The sequence below is a fragment of the Streptomyces purpurogeneiscleroticus genome, assembly GCF_020024005.1.
GTDB lineage: Bacteria > Actinomycetota > Actinomycetes > Streptomycetales > Streptomycetaceae > Streptomyces > Streptomyces purpurogeneiscleroticus.
Window position 1 is genome coordinate 1 of sequence record NZ_NHSG01000106.1, and the last position, 22,300, is coordinate 22,300.

Here is a 22,300-nt window from a genome sequence, read left to right on the forward strand (position 1 = left end):
CGTGGCGGCGCCGAGCGGCGCGAGGGTGAGCAGCGGGCGCCCGGCCACGGCGGCGCCCTGCGGATGGGCGGCCCACTCCTTCGCGTCCCGTACGGCGACGGCCAGGCCGCCCGCCGCGTACACGGTCTCCTCGACCTCCCCGGCGCTCCGCCCCGCGAGCTCGGCCGCGAGTGCCTCGGGCCCGGCGTCACCGGGCAGGCCGAGGGCGGCGAGCAGGCGGTCGCGGTGGTGCGGGTAATTGGCGTGCGTACGCAGTCGACCGTCGGCGGTGTGCCAGAAACCGGAGAGCGGCGCGAAGGCCGTGGGCGCCCGGCCGTCGATGCGCAGATGGCGCTCGCTGAGGAAGGCGGTGGCCACGGCGCCGTCGTCGACGGTCACGGCGGGCACGGAACCGCCGGTACGGGCCGCGGCGAGCTCCGCTCCGGCCAGCGCGCAGACCGCGACGGTCGTCCTGGCCAGATCCATGACCGGCAGCCGCGCCGGAAGCAGCCCGCGCGCGCCGCCGTACCGCACCCGTCCGGTCAGTCCGGCCGGACCGCCGAGCGCGGCCCAGGCCAGGGCCGCCGCGTCACCTCGATACCCCGCGTCGTCATCCATCCCGCCAGTGTGGCACTGAGTGCCACCCACGAGAAGAGCACTTCCTCACGGCGACGGACGGGGCGGGATCGGCCTGAACCGCTCGCCGCGTTCGGCACATCTCGGCCACGCCCGGCGCGAACCCGCGGCACCGCGGACGGCCCCGCGCCTCACCCCCACGCTCCGAAACGGGCCCGGAACGCGCCCCGGCCCGGCATTTCCGCCCAGTACGGTCCGGTTCGCCGCGCCCTACCAGACGAAATGGTCAACTCGCGGCAAAAACCGGGTAGTTGGCCGAACATGGCGTAGCGATATCTCCCGACATGGCATGAAATAGGCAGCGGCACAACCGAGTTAGCGCACCGGAGGTACGCCGTGTCGGAAGCCATATCGGAAGCGGTCGCGGAAACCGTCAAGTTTCCGCAGGACCGCACCTGTCCCTATCACCCGCCCACCGCCTACGCGCCCCTGCGCGAGCAAGGCCCGCTCGCCCGTATCCACCTCTACGACGGCCGGGAGGTGTGGGCTGTGACAGGGCACGCCGAAGCACGCGCCCTGCTCACCGACCAGCGGCTGTCCTCGGACCGGCTGAACCCCGACTTCCCGAGCCCCAGCGCCCGGTTCGAGGGGCTGCGCGACGAGGGCCGCAAGAGCCGCGCCATGCTCCTCGGGGTGGACGACCCCGAGCACAACGTCCAGCGGCGGATGCTGATCCCCAGCTTCGGCCTGAAGCGGATCGCGGCACTGCGCCCGCGTATCCAGCAGATTGTCGACCGGCTACTGGATGACATGGTGGCCGCCGGGCAGCCGGCCGAGCTGGTCTCGGCGTTCGCCCTGCCGGTGCCGTCCATGGTCATCTGCGAGCTGCTCGGCGTCCCGTACGCCGACCACGAGTTCTTCGAGGACGCGTCGCGCCGTCTGCTGCGCGGCCCCACCGCGGACGACTCCCGGAAGGCCCTGGACGACCTGGAGGAGTACTTCGGCGAACTGATCACCCGGAAGGAGGCCGAGCCGGGCGACGGGCTGCTGGACGAGCTGATCGCCGACCGGCTGCGCACCGGCGACCTGGCGCACGACGAGCTGGTCGGCATGGCGATGATCCTGCTGGTGGCCGGGCACGAGACGACCGCCAACATGATCTCGCTGGGTGTGTTCACGCTGTTGCAGCAGCCGGAGAAGCTGGCAGCGCTGCGCGCTGACCCCTCGCTGGTACCCACCGCGGTCGAGGAGCTGCTCCGGTACCTCTCCATCGCGGACGGGATGCTGCGGGTGGCGACCGCGGACATCGAGATCGGCGGCGTGACGGTCAAGAAGGGCGACGGCGTGGTGTTCTCCACCTCGCTCGTCAACCGTGACGCCACGGCGTACGAGTCGCCGGACGAGCTGGACTGGAACCGCTCGGCCCGGCACCACATCGCCTTCGGCTTCGGCATCCACCAGTGCCTGGGCCAGAACCTCGCCCGCGCCGAGCTGGAGATCGCGCTGCACACGCTCTTCGCCCGGCTCCCCGGCCTGCGTCTCGCGGCGCCCGCCGAGGAGATTCCGTTCAAGCCCGGCGACACCCTCCAGGGCATGGTGGAACTCCCCGTCGCCTGGTAGCAGTTGACCGACAGCCGCTCACCGCTCCCGCACCACCGGAGCCGGCCCCGTCCCCGACACGGCAGCACCATCACCGCGCCGGGCCGGCCCCTCCCCCACAAGCCACCCACGGACTCAGGGACCGACCATGCCGACCACCCAGCACATCAGCATCGACAAGGACCTCTGCATCGGCTCGGGGCAGTGCGCCCTCACCGCGCCCAAGACCTTCACGCAGGACGACGACGGCCTCAGCGAGCTGCTGCCGCACGCCGAGGACGCCCCCGCCGACCCCCTCGCCCGCGAGGCCGCCCGCGCCTGCCCGGTACAGGCGATCACGGTCGCGGACGACTGAGCGACTGCGTCCGGCCCGCCCGACTACCGCCCCGCCAGTGGCAGTTCGAGCGTGCCCGTGTCCTCGGGCGCGCTGGTCACCGTCACCGGCTTGATGCCGCGGTTGCCGTAGTACGCCGTGTCGCTCGCCGCGATGACGAACCGCAGGCGGTGGCCGGGCTGGTAGCGGTGCACGATGGCCGGCAGCTCGACGGTGAACGGGCGGGTCACGTCCGGCACCCGCGCGGGCGCTACGAGCCGGTGCACGAGCGTCTTGGAGCCGTCGGGCGCGATGTCGTACAGCTTGGCGAAGAGCACCAGCTTGTCGGCCGCGTCACCGGAGTTCTGCACCTTCTCCGTGCGCGGCGAGACGACCTTCAGGGTCGCCTTCGGGGCGCCCACCACATCGACGGGCGCGCCCTCGACCGGCTCGGAAGTCCAGTTCAGGTACGTCCCCTTGAGGTCGTAGGGCTCGGGGTCCTGCAGTCCGATGAGCCCGGCCAGCGAGCTCTCCGAGTGACTGGTGGGCAGCAGCCCGTTGCGGTACTCGCGGCTGCCGCGCGCCACCTTCGACCGGTTGTCGACGAGCTTGCCGTCGCCGGAGAGGTACAGCTTCCAGGCGTCGCCGCTCGCGGGGAACGTGGCGGATGTGCCGTACGTCTGCCCGGCCGGCATCCAGTCCCGGTAGTAGGCGAACGCGGGCCCGGTGTCGGTGCCCTTCTTGTGCTGGAGGTAGCGGTCGAACCAGGCGAGGATGCGCTGACCGACGTAGCTGGTCTCCAAGTTGCCCTGGCTCAGGTTGAGTTCGCCGGAGGCCGGGTCGGTCATGCCGCCGCTGTGGCCCCAGGACTGCCAGATCATCTTGGCCTCGGTGCCCTGCGCCGTGAGCGTCCGGTAGGTGGCCGCCGCCTCGTTGAGGTTGAACAGGGTGTCCGCCTGGCCCTGGACCAGCAGCGTCGGCGCCTTGACGGACTTCAGGTACGAGACGGGGCTGACGCTGCGCGCATAGTCGAGGATCGACTGCTTACTGTCGTCGGTATACCGACCCGAGTCCAGCCAGCGCTTGGTCTGACACGCCTTCGCGACGAAGTGCAGACAGCCCGCGCCGCCGAGCCGGGACGGATCCAGGCTCGGATTGAGCAGCCCCTGCGCCTCGCCGATGAGGAAGAACCCGTTGGTCCACTGATGCTTGTACACACCGGGGACGTCGTTGCTGACGCTACCCGCCGGCTGGTCGGCGTTGTTGGGGTCCAGCGCGTACGCCAGGTCGTTCCAGGTGATCAGCGGTACGAGGGCGTCCACGCGGTGGTCCACAGCGGCGGTGGCCATCTGGATCGCACCGCCGTACGAGCCGCCGATCATGCCCACGCGCGGATCGGCACTCTCCGCCCCGGCCCCTGCGGCCTCCCCGCTTCCACCGTCCTTCGTCACGTAGTCGACGCGAGTGCCGTCGTCCGCCGTGCGCGTACCGGCGAGGAAGTCGATGAGCTGACTGGCCGCCCGACCGTCGATCCGCGGGTCGTCGAGCGAGATCGGGCAACCGGACTTGCCGAAGCCGAGGCCGGAGTAGGCCAGAGCGACGTAGCCACGCTCGGCGAAGGCGCGAGCGGTGGCGGCGGTCGAGCCGTCCGCCTTGCTGCCGCCGAAGCCGTTGGTGGTCAGGACGGCGGGAGCGGGATGCGCCGCGTCGACGCCCGCCGGGCGGTACAGATCGGCATCCACCGCGCAGTCACGGTCACCGGCCCGCACGGTCAGCTTCACGGCGGTGACGTCGTACAGTTCGGCGGCCGCGGCAGGCTCGGCGAGCGCGAGCGGGGTGGCCATGGTGACGGCGGCCAACAGAGCGAGGGACGTGCGCAGAACGGGGCGGGACACTGCTGGGTACACGCTGACCTCCACAGAGACACGCCATACCTACCAGTCAGTACGGCGCGCTCATGTTCCGGCATGCATTTCGGACATGTCAACGGAGGTGACAAAAGTTCTTACCGACGAGTCAGTTACCGCTGGTCACTGACTGGTTGACCGGGGCGGGGAGAGCGGAGAGAAACGCGCGGACGTGCTGTAGCCACGTCATACGGTCGACCGCATTCAGTATGTGGGCCGCGCCGGGCAGTTCGACCAGCCGGGCGCCCGCGATACCGGCCGCCAGGCGGTACGAACTGTCGGGCAGGACCAGCCTGTCGCCCATCGGGGCCACCACCAACGTGGGCGCGGACACCTTCGCGAGGTCGGCACGGACATCCACCCGGGACACCAGATCGAAGTGGTCCACCATCCCCGGCGGCATCCCGGCCAGGGTCTGTGCCACCAGCGCGTCGAGGTCGGACGGCGCCAACTCCGCCAGGTCCGTCCGCGACAGGCACGATACGCAGGCGAGCCGGGCGACTTCTTCCCAACGCCCCGCTTCCGCCGCGGCCTTGATGAGCCGGGCGGCCAGTTCCAGGACCGGATCGGCGACCGGGAAACCGGCGGTGAGGACGAGCGCCCGCACCCGCGCGGGATGCCGGGTGGCGACCCGGACGGCCACGGCACTCCCGAGCGACTCGCCGAGCACGGCGAACGACTCCTGCCCGGCCGCGACGGCGGAGGCGACCAGCTGGTCCGCGAGTACGTCCAGGTCCAGCGGCTCGGTGGCGACGGGCGAGCCACCCGCGCCCGGATAGTGCGGGCCGATCAGGGTGTGGTCGCGGGCGAGATCGTCGAGGACCAGGCCGAAGTTGCCGGCAATGCCGCCGCCCGCACCGTGCGCGAGCAGCAGCGCGGGACCGCTGCCCTGGACGACGACGTCGAGGTGAGGGGTGGGAAGTACGTGCTCCGAGTGCTCAGCGTTCATGCAGACGACGCTAAACTCTGACATCAGTGTCAGAGTCAAGTCGCGGCGCGCGGAGGCGGATCACGTGCGGATGAAGGAGATGGTCCGGCGCACGGGAGTCCACGAGCGGCTGCTGCGCTACTACGAACAGCAGGGGCTGCTGGCTCCGCGGCGGCTGCCGAGCGGGTACCGGGTCTACGACGAGTCGGACGTGGAAACCGTGTACCGCATCCGCTGTCTGCTGGCGGCGGGGCTGACGACCTCGCTGATCGCACAGGTACTGCCCTGCATCCGTACGGACGACGGTCGCCTCCTCCCCACCTGCCCGGACCTGGTCGCCCGGCTGGAGCAGGAGAGGGAGCGGATCAGCCGGGCCATCGGCGAGTTGCAGGCGTCCCGCACGATGCTCGACGACGTCATTGCCGCCAAGCCCGGTTGACGGTCCGCACCGGCCACACGGTCCGTACCGGCCGGACGTCAGAGCAATGGCGGTACGTCGAATGTCAGCGTGCGCGCGTCCGCGTCGAGTGTGGCCGGTACGCCCAGGGGGACCGTCAGGGCCGAGTCGCCGTGGCCGAAGCCGAACTCCTCGACCACCGGCACCCCGAGCCCGCCGAGCCGGTCCGTCAGTACGGCGCGGACGTGCTCGTACGGGCCGCAGCGCGCCCAGGATCCGAGCACGACCCCGGCCACCCCGGTCAGCGTGCCGGAGCGGAGAAGTTGGGTCAGCGCGCGGTCGATGGCGTACGGGGGCTCGCCCACGTCCTCCAGCAGCAGGAGACCGCCGGCCGCGTCCGGGCGTGCGTCCGGCGTGCCCGCCTCGCTCGCCAGCAGTGCCAGGCAGCCGCCGAACGTGACGCCGTGCGCCCCGCCCGGCAGCAGCGTCCGTGCCGTGCCGGGGGCCAGGGTCAGTACGGCCGGATCCTCGGGGGTGAAGAGCGTGCGCCGCAGGTGGTCGCGTGTGGGCTCGTCCTTGAGGAAGACCTCGCCGGCCACCGCGGGGCCGTGCAGCGTCGCCACTCCGGCCCGCAGCGCGAACGCCTCGTGCAGGACGGTCACATCGCTGAAGCCGATCAGCGGCTTGGGCGGCGCCGACCGTATCGCCGCCCAGTCCAGCAGGTCGACCATGCGCTGCGCGCCGTACCCGCCGCGCGCGGCGAACACCGCCGCCACCGCCGGGTCGCACCAGGCGTCCTGGAGGTCGCGGGCCCGGCGCTCGTCCGGCGCGGCCAAGTACGCCAACTCCTCGTGTCCGGCGCGGACATGAGGCGCCAGTACGGGGTCGAGGTCCCAGCCGCGCAGGATGTCCAGGCCGGCGTCCAGCCGCTCGGGGGCGACCGGGCCGCTGGGCGCGACGACGGCCACCCGGTCGCCGGGCCGCAGCCGGGGCGGCCGGATGCCCTGCCGCACGGTCACTTGCCCAGTTCCAGCATCGGCACGTCCGTACGTGTGATGCCGAAGGTCTGCGCGTACAGGGACAGTTCGGCCTCGACGGCGCGGACGATGGTGTCCTCGCGGCGGAAGCCGTGGCCCTCGCCCTCGAAGGAGAGATACGCGTGCGGCATGCCGCAGCGGGCGACCTCGGCGAGGAACCGCTCGGCCTGCGCGGGCGGGCAGATCACATCGTCCAGGCCCTGGAGCAGCAGGAACGGCACGGAGATCCGGTCCGCCCGATGCAGCGGCGAGCGGTCACGGTACCGGTCGGGGACTTCGGCGAGCGGGCCGACCAGCGACTCCAGATACTGCGACTCGAAGTCGTGGGTCTCGCCGCCGGCCCAGGCCGTCAGGTCCAGGACCGGATAGCTGATCGTGCCGCAGGCGTAGAGGTCGGTGCCGGTCAGCGAGGCCGCGGTGGTCCAGCCGCCGGCGCTGCCGCCGCGGATGGCGAGCCGGGAGGGGTCGGCGGTGCCCTCGTCGGCCAGCGCCCGGGCGACCGCGGCGCAGTCCTCGACGTCCACCACGCCCCACTGCTCGCGCAGCCGCTCGCGGTACTCCCTGCCGTACCCCGTCGAGCCGCCGTAGTTGACCTCCGCGACGCCGAAGCCGCGGGAGGTGAAGTAGGCGATCTCCAGGTCGAGGACGAGCGGGGCGTGGCCGGTGGGGCCGCCGTGCGCCCACACCACGAAGGGTGCCGGCTCGCCGTCCGGCGGGGCGTGGGTGGGGCTGTACGGCGGATAGACGTGGGCGTGGATGTCCCGGCCGTCCGGGCCGGTGAAGGTGCGGATCTGCGGCTCGGGGTAGTACGCCGGGTCCAGCGCGTCGACGTGCCGGGCGGCGATCACCCGTGAGCGGCCCGTCAGCGTGTCCAGCTCGACGATCTCGTACGCGCTGCGCGGGCTGGCGGCGATGCCGATGACGCGCGTGCCGTGCACGGCGAGCGAGGGGGCCCACTCCGTCCACGGGCCGGCCGCGTCGACCAGCTCGCCGGTGACCGGGTCCAGTATGCCGAGACCGTTCGTGCCGTGGCCGTGGAGCGTGGCGATGGTGCCGCCCTCCAGCGGCAGGAACCAGCGCAGGCCGATCTTCCACAGCGGCCCGCCGAACTCCTCCCGCCGGGCCGGATACAGTCGCCGGACGGTCGCCGCGGCGCCCTCCGCCCCCGCGGCCGCCGGGTCCGGCTCTATGCTCCGCAGCTCCCACCAACCGTCGGCGTCCGAGACGTACAGCAGCGAGCCGTCCGCCGCCCACTCGATCTGCGCGACGGACTCCTCGTCGCCGCCGACCAGGGCGCGGGCGCCCGTGAACGCGCCGTCCCCGGTCACCTCCGCGACCATGACGACCGTGCCGTCCCAGGGCATACGGGGGTGGTCCCAGGCGATCCAGGCGGCCCGGCCGCCGTCCGGGGAGAGCCGCGGCCCGGTGATGAAGCGGTGCCGGTCGTCGCTCAACTCCCGTATGGCGTCCCGGTCTTCGGCGGCCGAGCCGTCCAGGGGCACGGCGGCGAGCACCCGGCGCACGTCCGTGGGCCCCTCGCCCGTGAACTCCTCCAGCACGCACCACACTTCGCCGCGGCCGGGCAGCACGACCGGGTCCACCCACCGCAGGCCGCCGCCGACGGCGGAGACCGGGGTGAGCGGGCGCGGCTCGCCGTCCCCGTCCGGCGCGAACGCATAAAGCCGCTGGTCGTCGAAGTGGACGAAGACGACGAGGGGCGCGCCGTCCGCATCCGTGGCGCCGGCCCAGGGCTGGCCGCCGTACTCGATGACCCGGCTGCGGACATTCCACGGCGGGGGCAGCACCGACTGCTCCGCGCCCTCCGGCGTGCGCCGGACGAGCGCCCGGCGGCCGCCCTCCTCGGGGCGCGGCGCGGTCCACCACACCTCGTCCCCCACCACGCCGAGGTACTCCGGGCGGCCGTCGTGGGCGGCGACCAGCCGGGCGTCGATGGGCGACGGCCAGGCTCCGTAGGGCGCCGTGGTCACCATGGCGGTGTTCCTCTCAGTCCGATCGGTCCGTTCGGTCCATGACAGCGGCGCCGGCCCGGCGCTGTCACCCCGCGCTGTGCACCAGGAAGTCGTCCAGTACCCGCACACCGAAGTGCAGTGCCTCCACCGGCACCCGCTCGTCGACGCCGTGGAAGAGCGCCTGGTAGTCGAAGCCCTCGGGCAGCTTGAGCGGCGAGAAACCGTACCCCTTGATGCCCAGCCGGGAGAACTGCTTGGCGTCCGTGCCGCCCGACATGCAGTACGGCACGACCTTGGCCTGCGGGTCGAAGCGCTCGATCGAGGCCCGCATCGCGGCGTACGTCGGCCCGTCCACCGGGGCCTGCAGCGCCACCTCGCCGTGGTGGAACTCCCACTCCACGTGGGGTCCCGTGAGCCGGTCGAGGGTGGTGCGGAACTCCTCCTCGCCGCCGGGCAGCACCCGCCCGTCGACGAAGGCGGTGGCGCTGCCCGGGATCACATTGACCTTGTAACCGGCGTCCAGCATCGTCGGGTTGGCGCTGTTGCGCACGGTCGGCGCGACCAGGTCGGCGGCCGGGCCGAGCGCCGCGAGCAGCGCGTCGACGTCACGCGCGAGGTCGTGCGTGTCGGCGGCGTCCAGCCGGGCCTCGACGCCGTGCAGCGTGGCCAGCTCGCGCAGCGCGGCGCGGACGGTGGGGGTGAGCCGCACCGGCCATTCGTGCGCGCCGATGCGGGCGATGGCGGCGGCGAGCCGGCTGACCGCATTCGCGCCGTTCACCTTCGAGCCGTGGCCCGCCGTGCCCGTCGCCGTCAGCTTCAGCCAGGCCGTGCCCCGCTCCCCTGCCGCGATGGGGTACAGCTGCATCCCCTCGCCCGCGTGGAAGGTGAAGGCGCCCGACTCGCTGATGCCTTCCGTGCACCCCTCGAAGAGGCCCGGGTGCTCGTCGGCGAGGAAGCCGGAGCCGTCCTCGGCACTGGCCTCCTCGTCCGCGGTGAAGGCGAGCACGATGTCGCGCCGGGGGCGGACGCCGGCACGCGCCCAGGCCCGCACGGCGGCCAGCACCATCGCGTCCATGTTCTTCATGTCGATCGCGCCGCGGCCCCAGACCACGCCGTCCCGGATCTCGCCGGAGAACGGGTGCACGCTCCAGTCGTGCGGCGCGGCGGGCACCACGTCCAGATGGCCGTGCACCAGCAGCGCGTCGGCGCCCGGGTCACTGCCCTCGATACGGGCGACGACATTCGTCCGGCCCGGACTGCGCTCCAGGAGGGTCGGCTCGATGCCCGCCTCCGACAGCCGCTCCGCGACGTACTCGGCGGCCGGGCGCTCCAGGCAGTCGCCGTTGCCCCGGTTCGTCGTGTCGATGCGGATCAGCTCGGAGGTGAAGCGGACCACCTCGTCCAGCACCTGGGCATCCACCGCGCTGTCCTGCCGGATGCCAGGCGCGGGTCTTTCGCCCGCGAGCGCGTCCTCCACATCGATCATCTGCTCAGCCATACTGCTCCTCCACATGGGACGAGACGAGGGTGGTGACCGCCTTGAAGCAGCGGATACCTTCGTACATGTTCGGGCTTTCGTAGCTGACGCGGCGGGTGCCGCTGCGCTCCACGCCCGGCACGCAGGTCGCGGCGCCCACCAAGTGCTCGGCGTCGAACTCCACTTCCACGGTGAACGGGCCGCGCCGCACGGGCTCGTGCCGCCGCGCCAGCGCCGCGGCCTCCCGGGCCGCGGCCCGGATGTCGGCGGCGGTGCGCGCGGGCGGGCGGCACACCGCCGCGTACCGCGACACGTAGTCCTTCACTGCGATGCCCCGCGCCCCGGGCGCGTACCCCTTGGCGTCCTCGCACGTCCGGTCGTCGCCCGTCACGAGCACGACCGGCACGCCGTACTCCGCGACCACCAGCGCATTCAGATAGCCCTCGCTCGCCGGCGTCCCGTCGACCCAGACGCCGGTGATCGAATTGGCCAGGTACGTGTGCGCCAGCACGCCTTCCGTACCGGCGCCCGTGTGATAGCCGACGAAGGCTATGCCGTCCACATCGCCGTGCTGCACGCCCTCGACCATGCTCAGCGACTTGTGCCGCCCGGTGAGCATCTGCGCCCGCTCGTCCAGCTGCTCCAGCAGCAGATTGCGCATCGTCCAATGCGCCTCGTTCACGAGCACGTCATCGGCACCGCCGTCGAAGAATCCGGCGATCGCCGCATTGACGTCGGAGGTGAACATGTGACGGCAGCGCTCCCACTGACTCGTCCCCGGCAGCACATCCGCAGGCCAGGTCACGCCGGTGGCGCCTTCCATGTCCGCGGAAATGAGGATCTTCATGTGCCGCACGTTACGCGACCGCGCAGGCTCCGACCATGCCTGTGGATAACTCCGGAGGTCCGGACCAATGGCGGTCCCCGGAGCCGTACGGCGGAGGCGGTGAACACTGCCTTCGGGGCGACTCGCGCCAGTACGGTGAGTGGGTGAACGAGACGTGGAACGAGGGCGGTACGGGGGTGCTGCGGCTGCCGTCCGGGCGGCTGGTGCGCGGGCGCGGACTGCGGCGGCCGCTGCCGACCGGGCCGGTGCCGACGTACGCCGTGTACCTGCTCGGCAAGGAGCCGCCCGAGGTGCCCTGGGAGACGCGGTGGCTGCGCTGGCCGGACTTCTGGCTGCCCAGCGACGGGCGGCAGCTCCGGGCGGCGCTCGGCGAGGCGCGGGACCGGGCCGGCGCCGAACGGGTCGAGTTCGCGTGCGACGGCGGCCGGGGACGCACGGGGACGGCGCTGGCGTGCCTCGCCGTGCTGGACGGCGTACCGCCGGAACGTGCGGTGGAGTTCGTCCGCCGGAACTATGACCCCCATGCGGTCGAGACGCCGTGGCAGAAGAGGTACGTGCGGCGCTTCACGGCCTGACGGTAGCGCCCCCGCTTACGGGGCCAGGCGCTCCACCAGGAGCAGCGCACCGATCACGAGCATCGCGGCGCCCGAGACGCGGGTGACGGCGCGGGCGACGGCCGGCCGGGCGCGCAGCACGGTGCGGGCCAGCACGCCGACGCCCGTGTACACCGCTCCGCAGTTGGCCATGTGCACCAGGCCCAGTACGGCGATCTGGGCCGCCAGGGGCCAGCCGTTGCCGCTGTCGTGGGCGGCGGCGAACTGCGGGAGCAGGGCCACGTAGAGCAGCAGCGCCTTGGGGTTGAGGCCGCTGATGCCGGCGCCCTTGAGGAGCCTGGCCCCGGGGGCCGCGCCGGCGGGGACGTCGGACGGGTCGGCCGACGCGGGTGCCGCGGGCCGCACCAGGGTCATGACGCCGAGCCACATCAGGTACAGGGCGCCCAGCACCGTTAGAGCGGTGAGCACCGCCGGGTTGCTCGCGACCACGGCTGCCAGGCCGGCGACGACCACCAGGGTGAGTCCCACATAGCCGAGCATCAGGCCGCCGACCGCCGGGAGGACGGACCGGTCGCGCAGGCCGGCGGTGATCGCGTACGCCCAGTCCGCGCCCGGTACGAGGACGAGGAGGACGGACACGGCCCAGAAGGCGGCTATGGAGCTGGCGGCCATGGAGCGGTTCTCTCAGTTCTTTGCTGTGGTACGGCTTTCCCTGAGAAGAATAGTTGTGATGAGCCAGAAAGTGTTTCCCTATATTGCTGCTCAGCGGGCTCTGTGTGGAAGGATTCTCCCCATGGACGACATGGACCGGAAGATCCTTTCGGAGCTGCAGGAGGACGGGCGGCTGACCCTCACGGAGCTGGCGGGAAGGGTGGGGCTCAGCCTCTCGCCGTGCCACCGCCGGCTGCGGGAGCTGGAGCGGAGCGGCGCGATCCGCGGCTACCGCGCGGTCGTGGACGCCGAGGCGGTGGGGCTGAAGTTCGAGGCGCTCGTCTTCGTGACCATGCGCCAGGAGGATCGCAGTACCGTCTCCGCCTTCGAGGAGGCCGTCGCGGACATCCCTCAGGTGCTGCAGGCGCAGCGCCTCTTCGGCGACCCCGACTACCTGCTGCGCATCGTCAGCGCCGACCTGCCCGCCTTCCAGCGGCTCTACGACGAGAAGCTGGCGACGCTCCCGGGCGTGCAGCGGCTCAGCTCCACGCTCGTGATGAAGCACGTCGTGCACGAACGCCCACTGCCCGCATGACGACGTGTACGCCCCCCGTGACGACGCGGCCCCTAGAGACGACGCAGCCCCCATGACGGCGCGGCCGCGCAGCCCGAAGGCCGCGCGGCCGCGTACGAAGGTGCGCGCTCAGCCGGACGTGTCGGCTCCCGTGGGGAGCGGCGGCTCGGCCTCGATGTCCGCCAGCTCCTCGTCGGTGAGCAGCCGGGAGCGGATGAGGAAGCGGACTCCCTCGGGGGCCTCCAGCGAGAAGCCGCTGCCCCTGCCCGGCACCACGTCGACGGTGAGGTGGGTGTGCTGCCAATAGGTGTACTGGTCGGCGCTCATCCAGAAGGGCACGTCGTCGTGGAAGACGTGGCCCAGGAGGACGTCGGCTCCGCCGACCCTGAACTCACCGCGCGGGTAGCACATCGGGGCGCTGCCGTCGCAGCAGCCGCCGGACTGGTGGAACATCACCGGACCGTGGGTTTCCGTCAGCCGGGCCACCAGTTCCTCGGCGGCCGGCGTCAGGTCGACGCGTCGGGTGAGGCCGCCCATCAGAAGAACCCGAGCTTCTTCGCCGAGTAGCTGACCAGCAGGTTCTTGGTCTGCTGGTAGTGGTCGAGCATCATCTTGTGGTTCTCCCGGCCGATGCCGGAGTTCTTGTAGCCGCCGAACGCCGCGTGCGCCGGGTAGGCGTGGTAGCAGTTGGTCCACACCCGGCCCGCCTTGATCTCGCGGCCCAGGCGGTAGGCGGTGTTGCCGTCGCGGGACCACACGCCGGCGCCCAGGCCGTAGAGCGTGTCGTTGGCGATCTTCAGGGCCTCGTCGACCGAGTCGTACGTGGTCACCGAGACGACCGGGCCGAAGATCTCCTCCTGGAAGATCCGCATGTCGTTGGTGCCGCGGAAGATCGTCGGCTCGATGTAGTAACCGCCCTCGTGACCGGGGACGGTGCGCGAGGAGCCGCCGGTGACCAGCTCGGCGCCCTCCTTCTTGCCGATGTCGATGTAGGAGAGGATCTTCTCGAACTGGTCGTTGCTGGCCTGCGCGCCGATCATGGTCGCCGGGTCCAGCGGGCTGCCGCTGGTGATGGCCTTCGTGCGCTCGACGCAGCGGGCCATGAACTCGTCGTAGATCGAGGCGGGGATCAGCGCACGGGACGGACAGGTGCAGACCTCGCCCTGGTTGAGCGCGAACATCACGAAGCCCTCGATGGCCTTGTCCAGGAAGTCGTCGTCCGCGGCCATGACATCGGGCAGGAAGATGTTGGGGCTTTTGCCGCCCAGCTCCAGCGTGACCGGGATGATGTTCTCGCTGGCGTACTGCATGATCAGGCGCCCGGTCGTGGTCTCGCCGGTGAACGCCACCTTGGCGATCCGCGGGCTGGAGGCCAGCGGCTTGCCCGCCTCCACGCCGAAGCCGTTGACGACGTTGACCACGCCCGGCGGCAGCAGATCGGCGATCAGCTCCATCAGGACCAGGAGGCTGGTCGGGGTCTGCTCGGCGGGCTTGATGACCACGCAGTTGCCGGCCGCGAGCGCGGGCGCCAGCTTCCAGGTGGCCATCAGCAGGGGGAAGTTCCACGGAATGATCTGGCCGACCACGCCCAGCGGCTCGTGGAAGTGGTACGCGACGGTGTCGGCGTCGATCTCCGAGATGGAGCCTTCCTGGCCGCGTACGACGCCCGCGAAGTAGCGGAAGTGGTCCACGGCCAGCGGCAGGTCGGCGGCCAGGGTCTCGCGGACCGGCTTGCCGTTCTCCCAGGTCTCGGCGACCGCGAGCTTCTCGAGGTGCTCCTCGATCCGGTCCGCGATCTTGTTCAGGATGTTGGCGCGCTCCGTGGTGGAGGTACGGCTCCACTTCGGGGCCGCCGCGTGCGCGGCGTCCAGCGCGAGGTCGATGTCGCCCGCGGTGGACCGCGCGACCTGGGTGAACGTCCGGCCGTCCACCGGCGAGGGGTTGTCGAAGTACTGACCGTTCACCGGGGCGACCCAGTCGCCGCCGATGAAATTGTCGTAGCGCTGCTTGAAGCTGACGATGCTGCCTTCTGTGCCGGGCTGCGCGTACACCATTGTCGGCGCTCCTCGGGGAGTACGGATGAGTGCGGGTACGGCTCACTTTCACGCGGTGAGGTTGGCGAAAGGTTGGCGTCACCTCACGTCGTCGTCAGTCGCGGAGTGCGGTGCTCAGGCGGCCGGCCGCGAGGGCGCGGCGGGGGTCGTGCGGGGGCAGGACGCGCAGCGCGTGCTGGTGGACCTCGGCGTCGTGCGGGGCGCGCGCCCCGTAGGTGAGGGCGTGTTCCGGTACCGGGCTGGTCAGGACGGCCTCGCGGACCGCGACCTCCAGGTGCTCCCGCCAGGCGAGGATGCCCGGCGCCTCGGACTGCGGCAGCAGCGGACCGCTGTACCGGGTGAGCGCGCCCTCCGTATCGCCCGCCGCCAGCGCCCGCAGCACCTCCACGGCATCGCAGTCGACCGGGGTCGTCAGCGCGTACGTGCGGGTCGCGACCCCGCCGCCGAGCGCGCGCCGCAGATGGGAGACCTCCGCCTTGAAGGTGGAGGCGGTCACCGGGCGTTCGCCGTACAGCGCGTCCCGCAGCCGCTCCGGCGGATACCCCTCCGGCTCCAGCGCCAGCAGCGTGAGGATTTCCAGCTGGCGGGGGCGCAGCCGCAGCCGGGCGCCGGCGCGCACGACCTGCCCGGCGCCGCCCAGGCAGCTCAGCCGCACGCCGGCACGGAGATCGGTCCGCAGACCGGTGCGCAGGCCGGTGCCGAAGTCCGCCCGCAGCCGCGTCTCGATCGTCGACACCAGACTGCGTACGGTCGACATCGCCAGCGGATGCGAGCGGTCCCAGGTGGTGGACAGGTCCAGTACGCCGAGGATGCGGCCGTCCGGGGCGTGGATCGGGGCGCAGTAACAGGCCCAGCCGTGCAGCGCGGCCACCAGGTGTTCGGCGGAGAAGACGGCGCTGGGGCGGCCGGTGCGCAGCGCGAGGGAGAGGGCGTTGGTGCCCATGGCGGGCTCGTCCCAGCGGCCGCCGGGGGCGAAGTTGACCTGTTCGGCGCGGCGCCGCATGACGCGGCCGCCGCAGGTCCACAGAAGGGTGCCGGACTCGTCGGTGACCCCGGCGACGAAGCCGGCGTCGTCCGCGATGCTGTTCAGCTCGTCCGCAAGATCGCTGACCGGGCGGCGCAGCGGCGAGTCCGCCCACCGGGGGCGTACCGCGCCGCCGTCGGTCACCGGGGCGCTGCCGACGCCGGGGTCCACGGTGTGCAGCGAGCGGACCCAGGAGTCGGTCACCTCGGGGCGCAGCGGCGCCTTCCCGGCCGGCGCCCGCCGGGCCGCGCGCAGCTCCGGAACCCAGCGGGACCATTCGCTCTCCAGCGCGGCCCTGCGCTGCCGGAGGTCACTTCGCACTGATGACATGGGCGTCCCGAACCTCGTCGTCTCCAGTAGGACCACCGGCCCGTACCACCGGCCCACCGCAAGAAGCTGTGCCCAAAAATAGTGCGTGCCGTGCGCGGGGCACAGACCCCGTGATCCGCCGCCTCACGCCGCCCGCGGTCTCGCCACCAGCCAGTTGGTCGGGATCTCGACCGGGGTGCCGTCGGGGCGGGTCTCGGTGGTGATCAGCGGGAGGCGGCCGGAGCCGGTGGTCTCCAGGCCGTGGCCGGCCAGCAGGTCCGGTATGACGGCGTCGGCCATTTCGGCGGGCGCGATGCCGTGGGAGAAGATCGCGCGCACCTTGGCCGGCGGGCCCTCCGGGCGCTGCGCCAGGGACATCAGGACGCCCTTGGCGTCCTCGGACAGCTCCACGAGGAAGAGCCTGCCGAGCTTGCCGAGGAGGTGGGCGATGTTCGCGACGATGCGGGGCCGCTCCTCGGGGGCGCATTGGTGCAGTACGCCGCGCACGTAGACATTGGCATCGCCCACGTCGTCGTGCAGCGCCCGTGTCCGGTCCGCGTCCGCCGCATCCACCTGGTGGAATTCGGCCACCCCGTTCGGGTCCTCACGACGAGCTCGGTCAATCGCGGACGCCGATACGTCAATACCGATCGCGCGGGGGAAGTGTTCAGCCAGGAAGCGGGTCTGCGTACCGTTCCCGCAGCCCAGGTCGATCACTGGTAGGGCGGGGTCGAAGTGCTCGGCGAAGAGCGGGAGATGACGGGCGGCCGCCAGTGCCGGGGCGGCATCCCAGAAGACCTCGCCCTCGCCCACCGGCGCATCGCGCCAGAAGCCTTCCCATGCCGTCGGTTTGTGGCTCGATGCGCTCATGGCCAATTGCTACTGCCGATGCTCGGCCAGACGCAAGAGTAGTAACCGTTCTTTCAGAAGCGATGACCGCTCTCTCACCTGCTGTCCGAACGCGATCCGCGACGCGTCTGCGGCAGCGACTGTTCGAACCACACCGTCTTGCCCGTGGACGTCCGGCTCGTACCCCACTCACGGGCCAGCCGGCTCACCACCCGCAGACCGCGCCCGAACTGGTCCTCGTCCCCCACGCTCAGCAGCTGCGGCAGGCTGTGGTCGTCGTCCGACACCTCGCACAGCAGCGCGTCCGTACGCACCAGGCGCAGCACGACGTGCTCGGTGTGGGCGTGCCGTACGGCATTGGTCACTATCTCACTGACCAGCAGCTCCGCCGTGTCCGCCGCCGACTCCAGGCCCCACCGGGAGAGCTGAGCGCGCACCAGCAGCCGGGCCCGGGAGACCTCGCGGGCCTCGATGGGCAGCCGCCACTCCGCGACGTCCGCGCGCTCGATGCCGTTCAGCCGGGCCATCAGGAGCGCCACGTCGTCCTTGCGGCCGCCCCGTCCCTTGTTCAGCGTAGTGGCGAGCGCGCGGATGATCGTGTCGCAGGCTTCGTCCATGGAGGCGGCCGGGTGCGCCGCGGACTCGGCGAGCGCCGCGAGCCCGACGCCGATGTCCTCGCCGCGCACCTCGACCAGCCCATCCGTGCACAGCACCAGCCGGTCACCGGGCGAGACGGGCACGGTCACGGCGTCGAACGGCACACCGCCGACGCCGATCGGCGCGCCCGTCGGCAGGTCGAGCAGCTCGCTGCGGCCGTTGGCGGCGCGCACGATCACCGGCGGGATGTGCCCGGCGTTGGCGATGGTCAGCCGGGACCCGATCGGGTCGTAGACGACGTACAGGCACGTCGCGAGGTAGTTGTCGCCGAGGCGCTGGGCGAGGTCGTCCAGGCTGCGCAGCAGCTGCGCCGGCTGCATGTCGATGGCGGCCATCGTCTGCACGGCCGTCCGCAACTGGCCCATCATCGCGGCGGAGTTCAGGCCGTGGCCCATGACGTCGCCGACCACCAGTGCCGTACGGGAACCGGGCAGCTTGATCGTGTCGAACCAGTCACCGCCGACCCGGCCGAGGCGGGTGCCGGGCAGATAGCGGGTGGCCGTGTCGCAGCCCGCCATCCGGGGCTCGATGTGCGGGAGCATGCTGTCCTGCAGCGTCTCCGCGACGTTCTCCTGATACGTGTACATGCGGGCGTTGTCGAGCACGAGGCCCGCGCGGGCGGCCAGTTCGGCGCCCGTGACCCGGTCCATGTCGTTGAATTCCACACGCTCCGGGTGGCGCAGCAGGATCATGAAGCCCAGTACGACGTTCCGCGCCTTCAGGGGGACGACCAGCATGGAGCGGAGATTGATCAGCGGGCTGATGTCGCGCTTCTCGAACTGCGAGGCGATGCGGTTGCCCATCTCCTCGCTGATGCGCGGGATGAGCACCGGCTCGCCCGTGGTCATGCACTGGAAGAACGGCGTGTGCGCGGGGAACGGCATGGACTCGCCGACCGGCACCACGTCGTCCCAGCGGCCCGGCTCGTCGTTGTGCTCCACCGCGACGCGGTGCCACATCGTCGTGGCGTCCGGCGGACCGTCGGGGAAGCCCTCACCGGCGATGACCTGCTCGCGCAGGTACGTGCCCGCGACGTCCGTGAAGCGCGGTACGACCGCCTCGCTGACCTCCTGGATCGTGCGGGCCAGGTCGAGCGAGGAGCCGATGCGGCCGCTGACCTCGTTCAGGAACTCCAGGCGCTCGCGGACCGCGGCGTATTCGAGGTCCGACTCCAGCTCGGCGGCGGCCGCCGCCGCGGTCTGCGGGTCGGCGGTCTCGGAGGCGGTGCGCAGCAGCCGCGCCCGCCGCTCGACGCGGCGCGGCACGCCCCAGTCCGGCGTGACCGGGAAGCGCTCCTGCTGGCTGATCTCCAGTACGGGATAGCCCAGTTCGAGTACCTGGGAGACGATGCGGGCGCTTTCCTGCGGGCTCATGCTCGGCAGGATCTCGGGCAGCCGCCGGGCGAGGTCGTGGGCGCCGGGGAAGTCCGTGTGCAGCGCGAAACCTGGCGCGAATCGCTCACCCCCGCCCTCGTCCTCCCTCTCGCCGTGCAGCTGCCCGGCGTCGGCCGCCAGCACCAGCAGCCGCTCGTCACCCGGTCCGACCAGGGGGTACGCCCACCACAGTATGTCGACGCGGCCGCGCTCCGGGTCCGCCGTACGGGCCCGCCCGGCCCGGGGGAACGAGGTCTCGCCGCCGAGCGAGGACTCCAGATCGGGGCCGTGCGGGTCCTCGGCGCCGTCGATGCCGTCGGTGCTGTGCCATTCGGCGGAGCCGAGCGCGCCCGAGACGGGCATCAGATCCACGGCGGGGGCGCCCACCGCTTCCTCGCGCGCGGGCCCGAAGAGCCGGCGTGCGCCCCGGCTCCAATGGGAGACCAGACCACGGGAGTCGACCACGACGACGGCCAGGGGGATCCGGCCGGGCTCAGGGTCCCGCGGCGCGGGCACGCCTGGTGCCGCGCTCACCATGTCGTCGCCGTGCGACGGGCCACGCTCCATGGGCGGTTGCTCCTTCGTACGCGTACGCATGATCTGCGTCCCGCTACCACGGTACGGCCACACGCTGCCTGACGGGGCGCATTCCGCGAAGTGCGGCGCCCGGGGCGCAGGCCGTGCTGCCTCGCATTACTCCCGGACGAACGTGCTTGCTCAGCACTCCGCAGCCCTCCCTGTGGCCCCATGGACGACGGTCGTCCATGGGCACGGGACCGTAGCGGAAAGAGGCGCCGTGCGGTGGCCGCGGACGCAAGAGGGTGCATATTTCCGCCTCGTGCGCGCCGCGGATGCGCGTGCACTCGGGGAGCACGCGCGCCCGCGAGCGCATCCGGCCGCGCCGCCGGGAGCACAAGGATCAGTCCTCGTGCCCCAGTTGGAGATCGCGTTCCGTGCGGCCGCCGCCCGCGACCTGAAGGACCGTGGCGACCGGCGGATAGCCCGCGGCGATGACGGTGTACTCACCGGCCGCCAGGTCCACGAACCGGAACAGGCCGTCGGGTCCCGTGGTCGCGGTGTCCACGACGTTGCCGCCCGCGTCCAGGAGCGTGACGCGGGCGTCCTCAACGGGGCGCCCGCCACCGGCCCGTACGGTACCGCGCAGCACGGCGCCGCCCGCCAGTTCGACGTCCTGCCGGGTCTCGCGGGACGCCTGGACGGTCACCGGGAGCGCGGCGGGCCGGAAGGCGGGGGCGCTGGAGGCGAGCGTGTACTCCCCCGCCACCAGCTCTCCGATCACGTACCCGCCCTCGCGCCCGCTGCGGGTCGTCGCCACGACCTCGCCGCGCACGTCCGTCAGCGTCACCATGGCGTCGCGTACAGGGGTGCCGTCGGCCGTGGTGACCGTGCCCGCGAGCCGTCCCGCGCCGCCCAGCACCACATCCAGGTCGACCGGCCGGTCGCCGACCGTGACGCTGACGGCCTGCGGCTGGTGGCCGCCGGCCGAGGCGATCAGTACGTAAGCGCCGGTGCCCGGGGTGCTCAGTGCGTACCGCCCGTCCTCGCCGGTCGCGCCGCGCCCGATCTGCCGGCCGGAGACATCGATGAGGGTGAGCGCGGCGCGCGGGACGACGGACCCGTCGTGGTGCTGCACGGTGCCGCAGACCGGCACCCCGGCCGGGGTGTACGGCGCCGCGGCGGGCGCGGCACGGGCGGCGGGGACGGTCGCGACGGCCTCCGCGCTCCCCTCGCCGAGTGGGCTGTGCGGGCCGTGCGGGGAGTGGGGAGCGTGGGTCACCAGGGGGTTCTCCTTGAGGAAGAAGGCGAGCAGGAGCCCGAGGAGGAGCACGGGCACGAGGTAGGGGAAGGCGCCGGGCACGGCCTGGACGTACGCGGCGACGGGGCCGTCGTGCGGCGGGCCGGGCACGGCCGGGCGGCGGGCCGCCCGCTCGGCCAGGAGGGCGGCGAGGACGGCCACGGCGGCAGCGCCGCCGAGCTGCCGGATGTACGCGCCGGGGACGGCGGCGCGGCCGGTACGCCGTGCGGCGCGCCGTACGGCGTGCGCGAGGACCGGCAGGACGAAGCCGAGACCGAGGCCGAGGATGCCGGTCCAGAGGCCGTACGTGGCGCGTCCGGTGCCGGGGTGCAGGTGGGACAGGAGCCACATGCCCTCGGCGGCCAGCGCGCAGCCCAGTACGGCGAAGATCCGGTGGTGTCCGGTACGGCCGATGAGGCGGGCCGCGACGGCGGCGGCGAGCACGGCGCCGCCCGTCAGGGGCAGCATGAGCAGCCCGGCTCCGGTGGCCGGGGCGCCACCGGCCGCGTGCGGGAGGGCCGCGTACGGGACGGCGGGGAGGTGGCTCGCGGCCCCGTGAAGCGCGAGGCCGAGGGCGGCGCCGACCGGGCCGGTGACGCGGAAGGCCGGGTCGTGGAGGAGGCCGGGCGGCAGGATCGGTTCGGCGGCGAAGTGTTCGACGGCCACGAAGAGCAGGGCGCTGCCGAGCGCGCCGCAGCCGAGCCCGAGGACGACGCGCGAGTCCCAGGCGTACTCCGTACCGGCCCAAGCGGCCAGCAGGGCAAGGCAGGTGGCGAGGGAGGCGAGCAGCAGGACGCCGAGGACGTCCGGCTGCGGGCGGCGGGCCGTGCGGGGCAGCCGCAGCGCGACGGCCAGGACGAGGAGGACGGCCAGCCCCACGGGGACGTCGATCGTGAAGCACCAGCGCCAGGAGGCGTGGTCGGCGAGCAGGCCGCCGAGCAGCGGGCCCGCGGCGGCGGCGAGCCCGAAGACCGCGGCGGCCAGTCCGAGGGCGCGGCCGCGCGCACGCGCCGGTACGAGTGCCGCGAGGACGGCCTGTACGCCAGCCATGACCCCGCCGGCGCCGAAGCCCTGGACCGCGCGGAAGGCGGTCAGTTCGCCCATCGTGTGCGCCTGTCCGGCCGAGGCCGCCCCGGCGACGAAGACGAGAAGCGCGAGGAGGAGGGCCGGCTTGCGGCCCAGGTGGTCGCCGAGCCTGCCGAGGAGCGGCAGGCCGAGGGCGGCGGCGAGGAGGTACGACGTCACCGGCCAGGACTCCCGGCCCGGGGCGCGCAGTTCGGCGGCGATCTCCGGGAGCTGGGCGGCGACGATCGTCTGGCCGAGCGCCGCGAGCAGCAGCGCGGGCAGCAGGCCGAGGAGCAGTACGGGGCGGAAGCGGCGGGGTCCGGACCGCTCCCGGGCCGGGAGTC

Annotated in this window: 18 protein-coding genes and 1 pseudogene; 5 read left to right on the forward strand and 14 right to left on the reverse strand. The window is 72.5% G+C overall.

The features are described from left to right. Positions 1-597, reverse strand: a pseudogene (locus CCS38_RS04665) (CoA transferase); the annotation flags it as partial. 354 nt (positions 598-951) lie between these two features. Here CCS38_RS04665 and CCS38_RS04670 point away from each other — a divergent pair. Then, positions 952-2,175, forward strand: coding sequence for a cytochrome P450 (locus CCS38_RS04670; protein WP_223731912.1), 1,224 nt, complete (start codon positions 952-954; stop codon positions 2,173-2,175). Positions 2,176-2,302: 127 nt separating this feature from the next. After that, on the forward strand, positions 2,303-2,509 hold the full coding sequence (locus CCS38_RS04675; protein ID WP_223731913.1) for a ferredoxin: 207 nt from the start codon (positions 2,303-2,305) through the stop codon (positions 2,507-2,509). Between the two features lie 23 nt (positions 2,510-2,532). Here the strand turns inward: CCS38_RS04675 and CCS38_RS04680 are convergent, their stop codons facing one another. Next, positions 2,533-4,311, reverse strand: a complete 1,779-nt coding sequence (locus CCS38_RS04680) for a CocE/NonD family hydrolase (protein ID WP_223731927.1) — start codon at positions 4,309-4,311, stop codon at positions 2,533-2,535. A 172-nt stretch (positions 4,312-4,483) separates the two neighbouring features. After that, positions 4,484-5,323, reverse strand: a complete 840-nt coding sequence (locus CCS38_RS04685) for an alpha/beta fold hydrolase (RefSeq protein ID WP_223731914.1) — start codon at positions 5,321-5,323, stop codon at positions 4,484-4,486. Between the two features lie 64 nt (positions 5,324-5,387). Between CCS38_RS04685 and CCS38_RS04690 the strand changes: the two genes are divergently transcribed. After that, positions 5,388-5,741, forward strand: a complete 354-nt coding sequence (locus tag CCS38_RS04690; protein WP_223731915.1) for a MerR family transcriptional regulator — start codon at positions 5,388-5,390, stop codon at positions 5,739-5,741. Between the two features lie 38 nt (positions 5,742-5,779). Here the strand turns inward: CCS38_RS04690 and CCS38_RS04695 are convergent, their stop codons facing one another. The 4 genes from CCS38_RS04695 to CCS38_RS04710 all read right to left on the reverse strand — a co-directional run bounded on the left by CCS38_RS04695 (position 5,780) and on the right by CCS38_RS04710 (position 11,030). Continuing rightward, positions 5,780-6,712, reverse strand: coding sequence for a S66 peptidase family protein (locus CCS38_RS04695; protein WP_372456990.1), 933 nt, complete (start codon positions 6,710-6,712; stop codon positions 5,780-5,782). 2 nt (positions 6,713-6,714) lie between these two features. Further along, positions 6,715-8,727 carry a prolyl oligopeptidase family serine peptidase gene (locus CCS38_RS04700; RefSeq protein WP_223731917.1) on the reverse strand — a complete coding sequence of 671 codons (2,013 nt, stop codon included), beginning with the start codon at positions 8,725-8,727 and terminating at the stop codon, positions 6,715-6,717. 64 nt (positions 8,728-8,791) lie between these two features. Further along, on the reverse strand, positions 8,792-10,204 hold the full coding sequence (locus tag CCS38_RS04705; protein ID WP_223731918.1) for a M20/M25/M40 family metallo-hydrolase: 1,413 nt from the start codon (positions 10,202-10,204) through the stop codon (positions 8,792-8,794). After that, positions 10,197-11,030 (reverse strand): M55 family metallopeptidase, encoded by an 834-nt coding sequence (locus tag CCS38_RS04710; RefSeq protein WP_223731919.1) that lies wholly within the window; start codon positions 11,028-11,030, stop codon positions 10,197-10,199. The genes CCS38_RS04705 and CCS38_RS04710 overlap by 8 nt, the downstream gene beginning before the upstream one ends. Before the next feature lie 143 nt (positions 11,031-11,173). Here CCS38_RS04710 and CCS38_RS04715 point away from each other — a divergent pair, with 143 nt between their 5' ends. Next, positions 11,174-11,605, forward strand: a complete 432-nt coding sequence (locus CCS38_RS04715; protein WP_223731920.1) for a protein-tyrosine phosphatase family protein — start codon at positions 11,174-11,176, stop codon at positions 11,603-11,605. 15 nt (positions 11,606-11,620) lie between these two features. On the opposite strand, the gene CCS38_RS04720 is transcribed toward CCS38_RS04715, so the two are convergent. Continuing rightward, entirely contained in the window at positions 11,621-12,256 is a 636-nt protein-coding gene (locus tag CCS38_RS04720; RefSeq protein WP_223731921.1) for a LysE family translocator, read from the reverse strand. Positions 12,257-12,377: 121 nt separating this feature from the next. On the opposite strand from CCS38_RS04720, the gene CCS38_RS04725 reads away from it, so the two are divergent. Continuing rightward, positions 12,378-12,830, forward strand: a complete 453-nt coding sequence (locus tag CCS38_RS04725) for an Lrp/AsnC family transcriptional regulator (protein WP_223731922.1) — start codon at positions 12,378-12,380, stop codon at positions 12,828-12,830. A gap of 108 nt (positions 12,831-12,938) precedes the next feature. On the opposite strand, the gene CCS38_RS04730 is transcribed toward CCS38_RS04725, so the two are convergent. The 6 genes from CCS38_RS04730 to CCS38_RS04755 all read right to left on the reverse strand — a co-directional run. After that, on the reverse strand, positions 12,939-13,346 hold the full coding sequence (locus CCS38_RS04730) for a DUF779 domain-containing protein (RefSeq protein WP_223731923.1): 408 nt from the start codon (positions 13,344-13,346) through the stop codon (positions 12,939-12,941). Further along, the gene (adh, locus tag CCS38_RS04735) at positions 13,346-14,863 is read right to left on the reverse strand and encodes an aldehyde dehydrogenase (RefSeq protein WP_223731924.1); all 1,518 of its coding nucleotides are present in this window, start codon (positions 14,861-14,863) and stop codon (positions 13,346-13,348) included. The genes CCS38_RS04730 and adh overlap by 1 nt, the downstream gene beginning before the upstream one ends. 94 nt (positions 14,864-14,957) lie before the next feature. After that, a complete protein-coding gene (locus CCS38_RS04740; protein ID WP_223731925.1) occupies positions 14,958-16,217 on the reverse strand; it encodes a helix-turn-helix domain-containing protein in 1,260 nt (419 codons plus the stop codon). A 123-nt stretch (positions 16,218-16,340) separates the two neighbouring features. Next, positions 16,341-17,066, reverse strand: a complete 726-nt coding sequence (locus CCS38_RS04745) for a class I SAM-dependent methyltransferase (protein WP_223731926.1) — start codon at positions 17,064-17,066, stop codon at positions 16,341-16,343. 74 nt (positions 17,067-17,140) lie between these two features. Then, positions 17,141-19,642 carry an ATP-binding SpoIIE family protein phosphatase gene (locus CCS38_RS04750; RefSeq protein ID WP_372456989.1) on the reverse strand — a complete coding sequence of 834 codons (2,502 nt, stop codon included), beginning with the start codon at positions 19,640-19,642 and terminating at the stop codon, positions 17,141-17,143. Positions 19,643-19,994: 352 nt separating this feature from the next. Continuing rightward, positions 19,995-22,300, reverse strand: a 2,306-nt coding sequence (locus CCS38_RS04755; protein WP_504740343.1) for an MFS transporter, incomplete at its 5' end; no start/stop codon positions are given.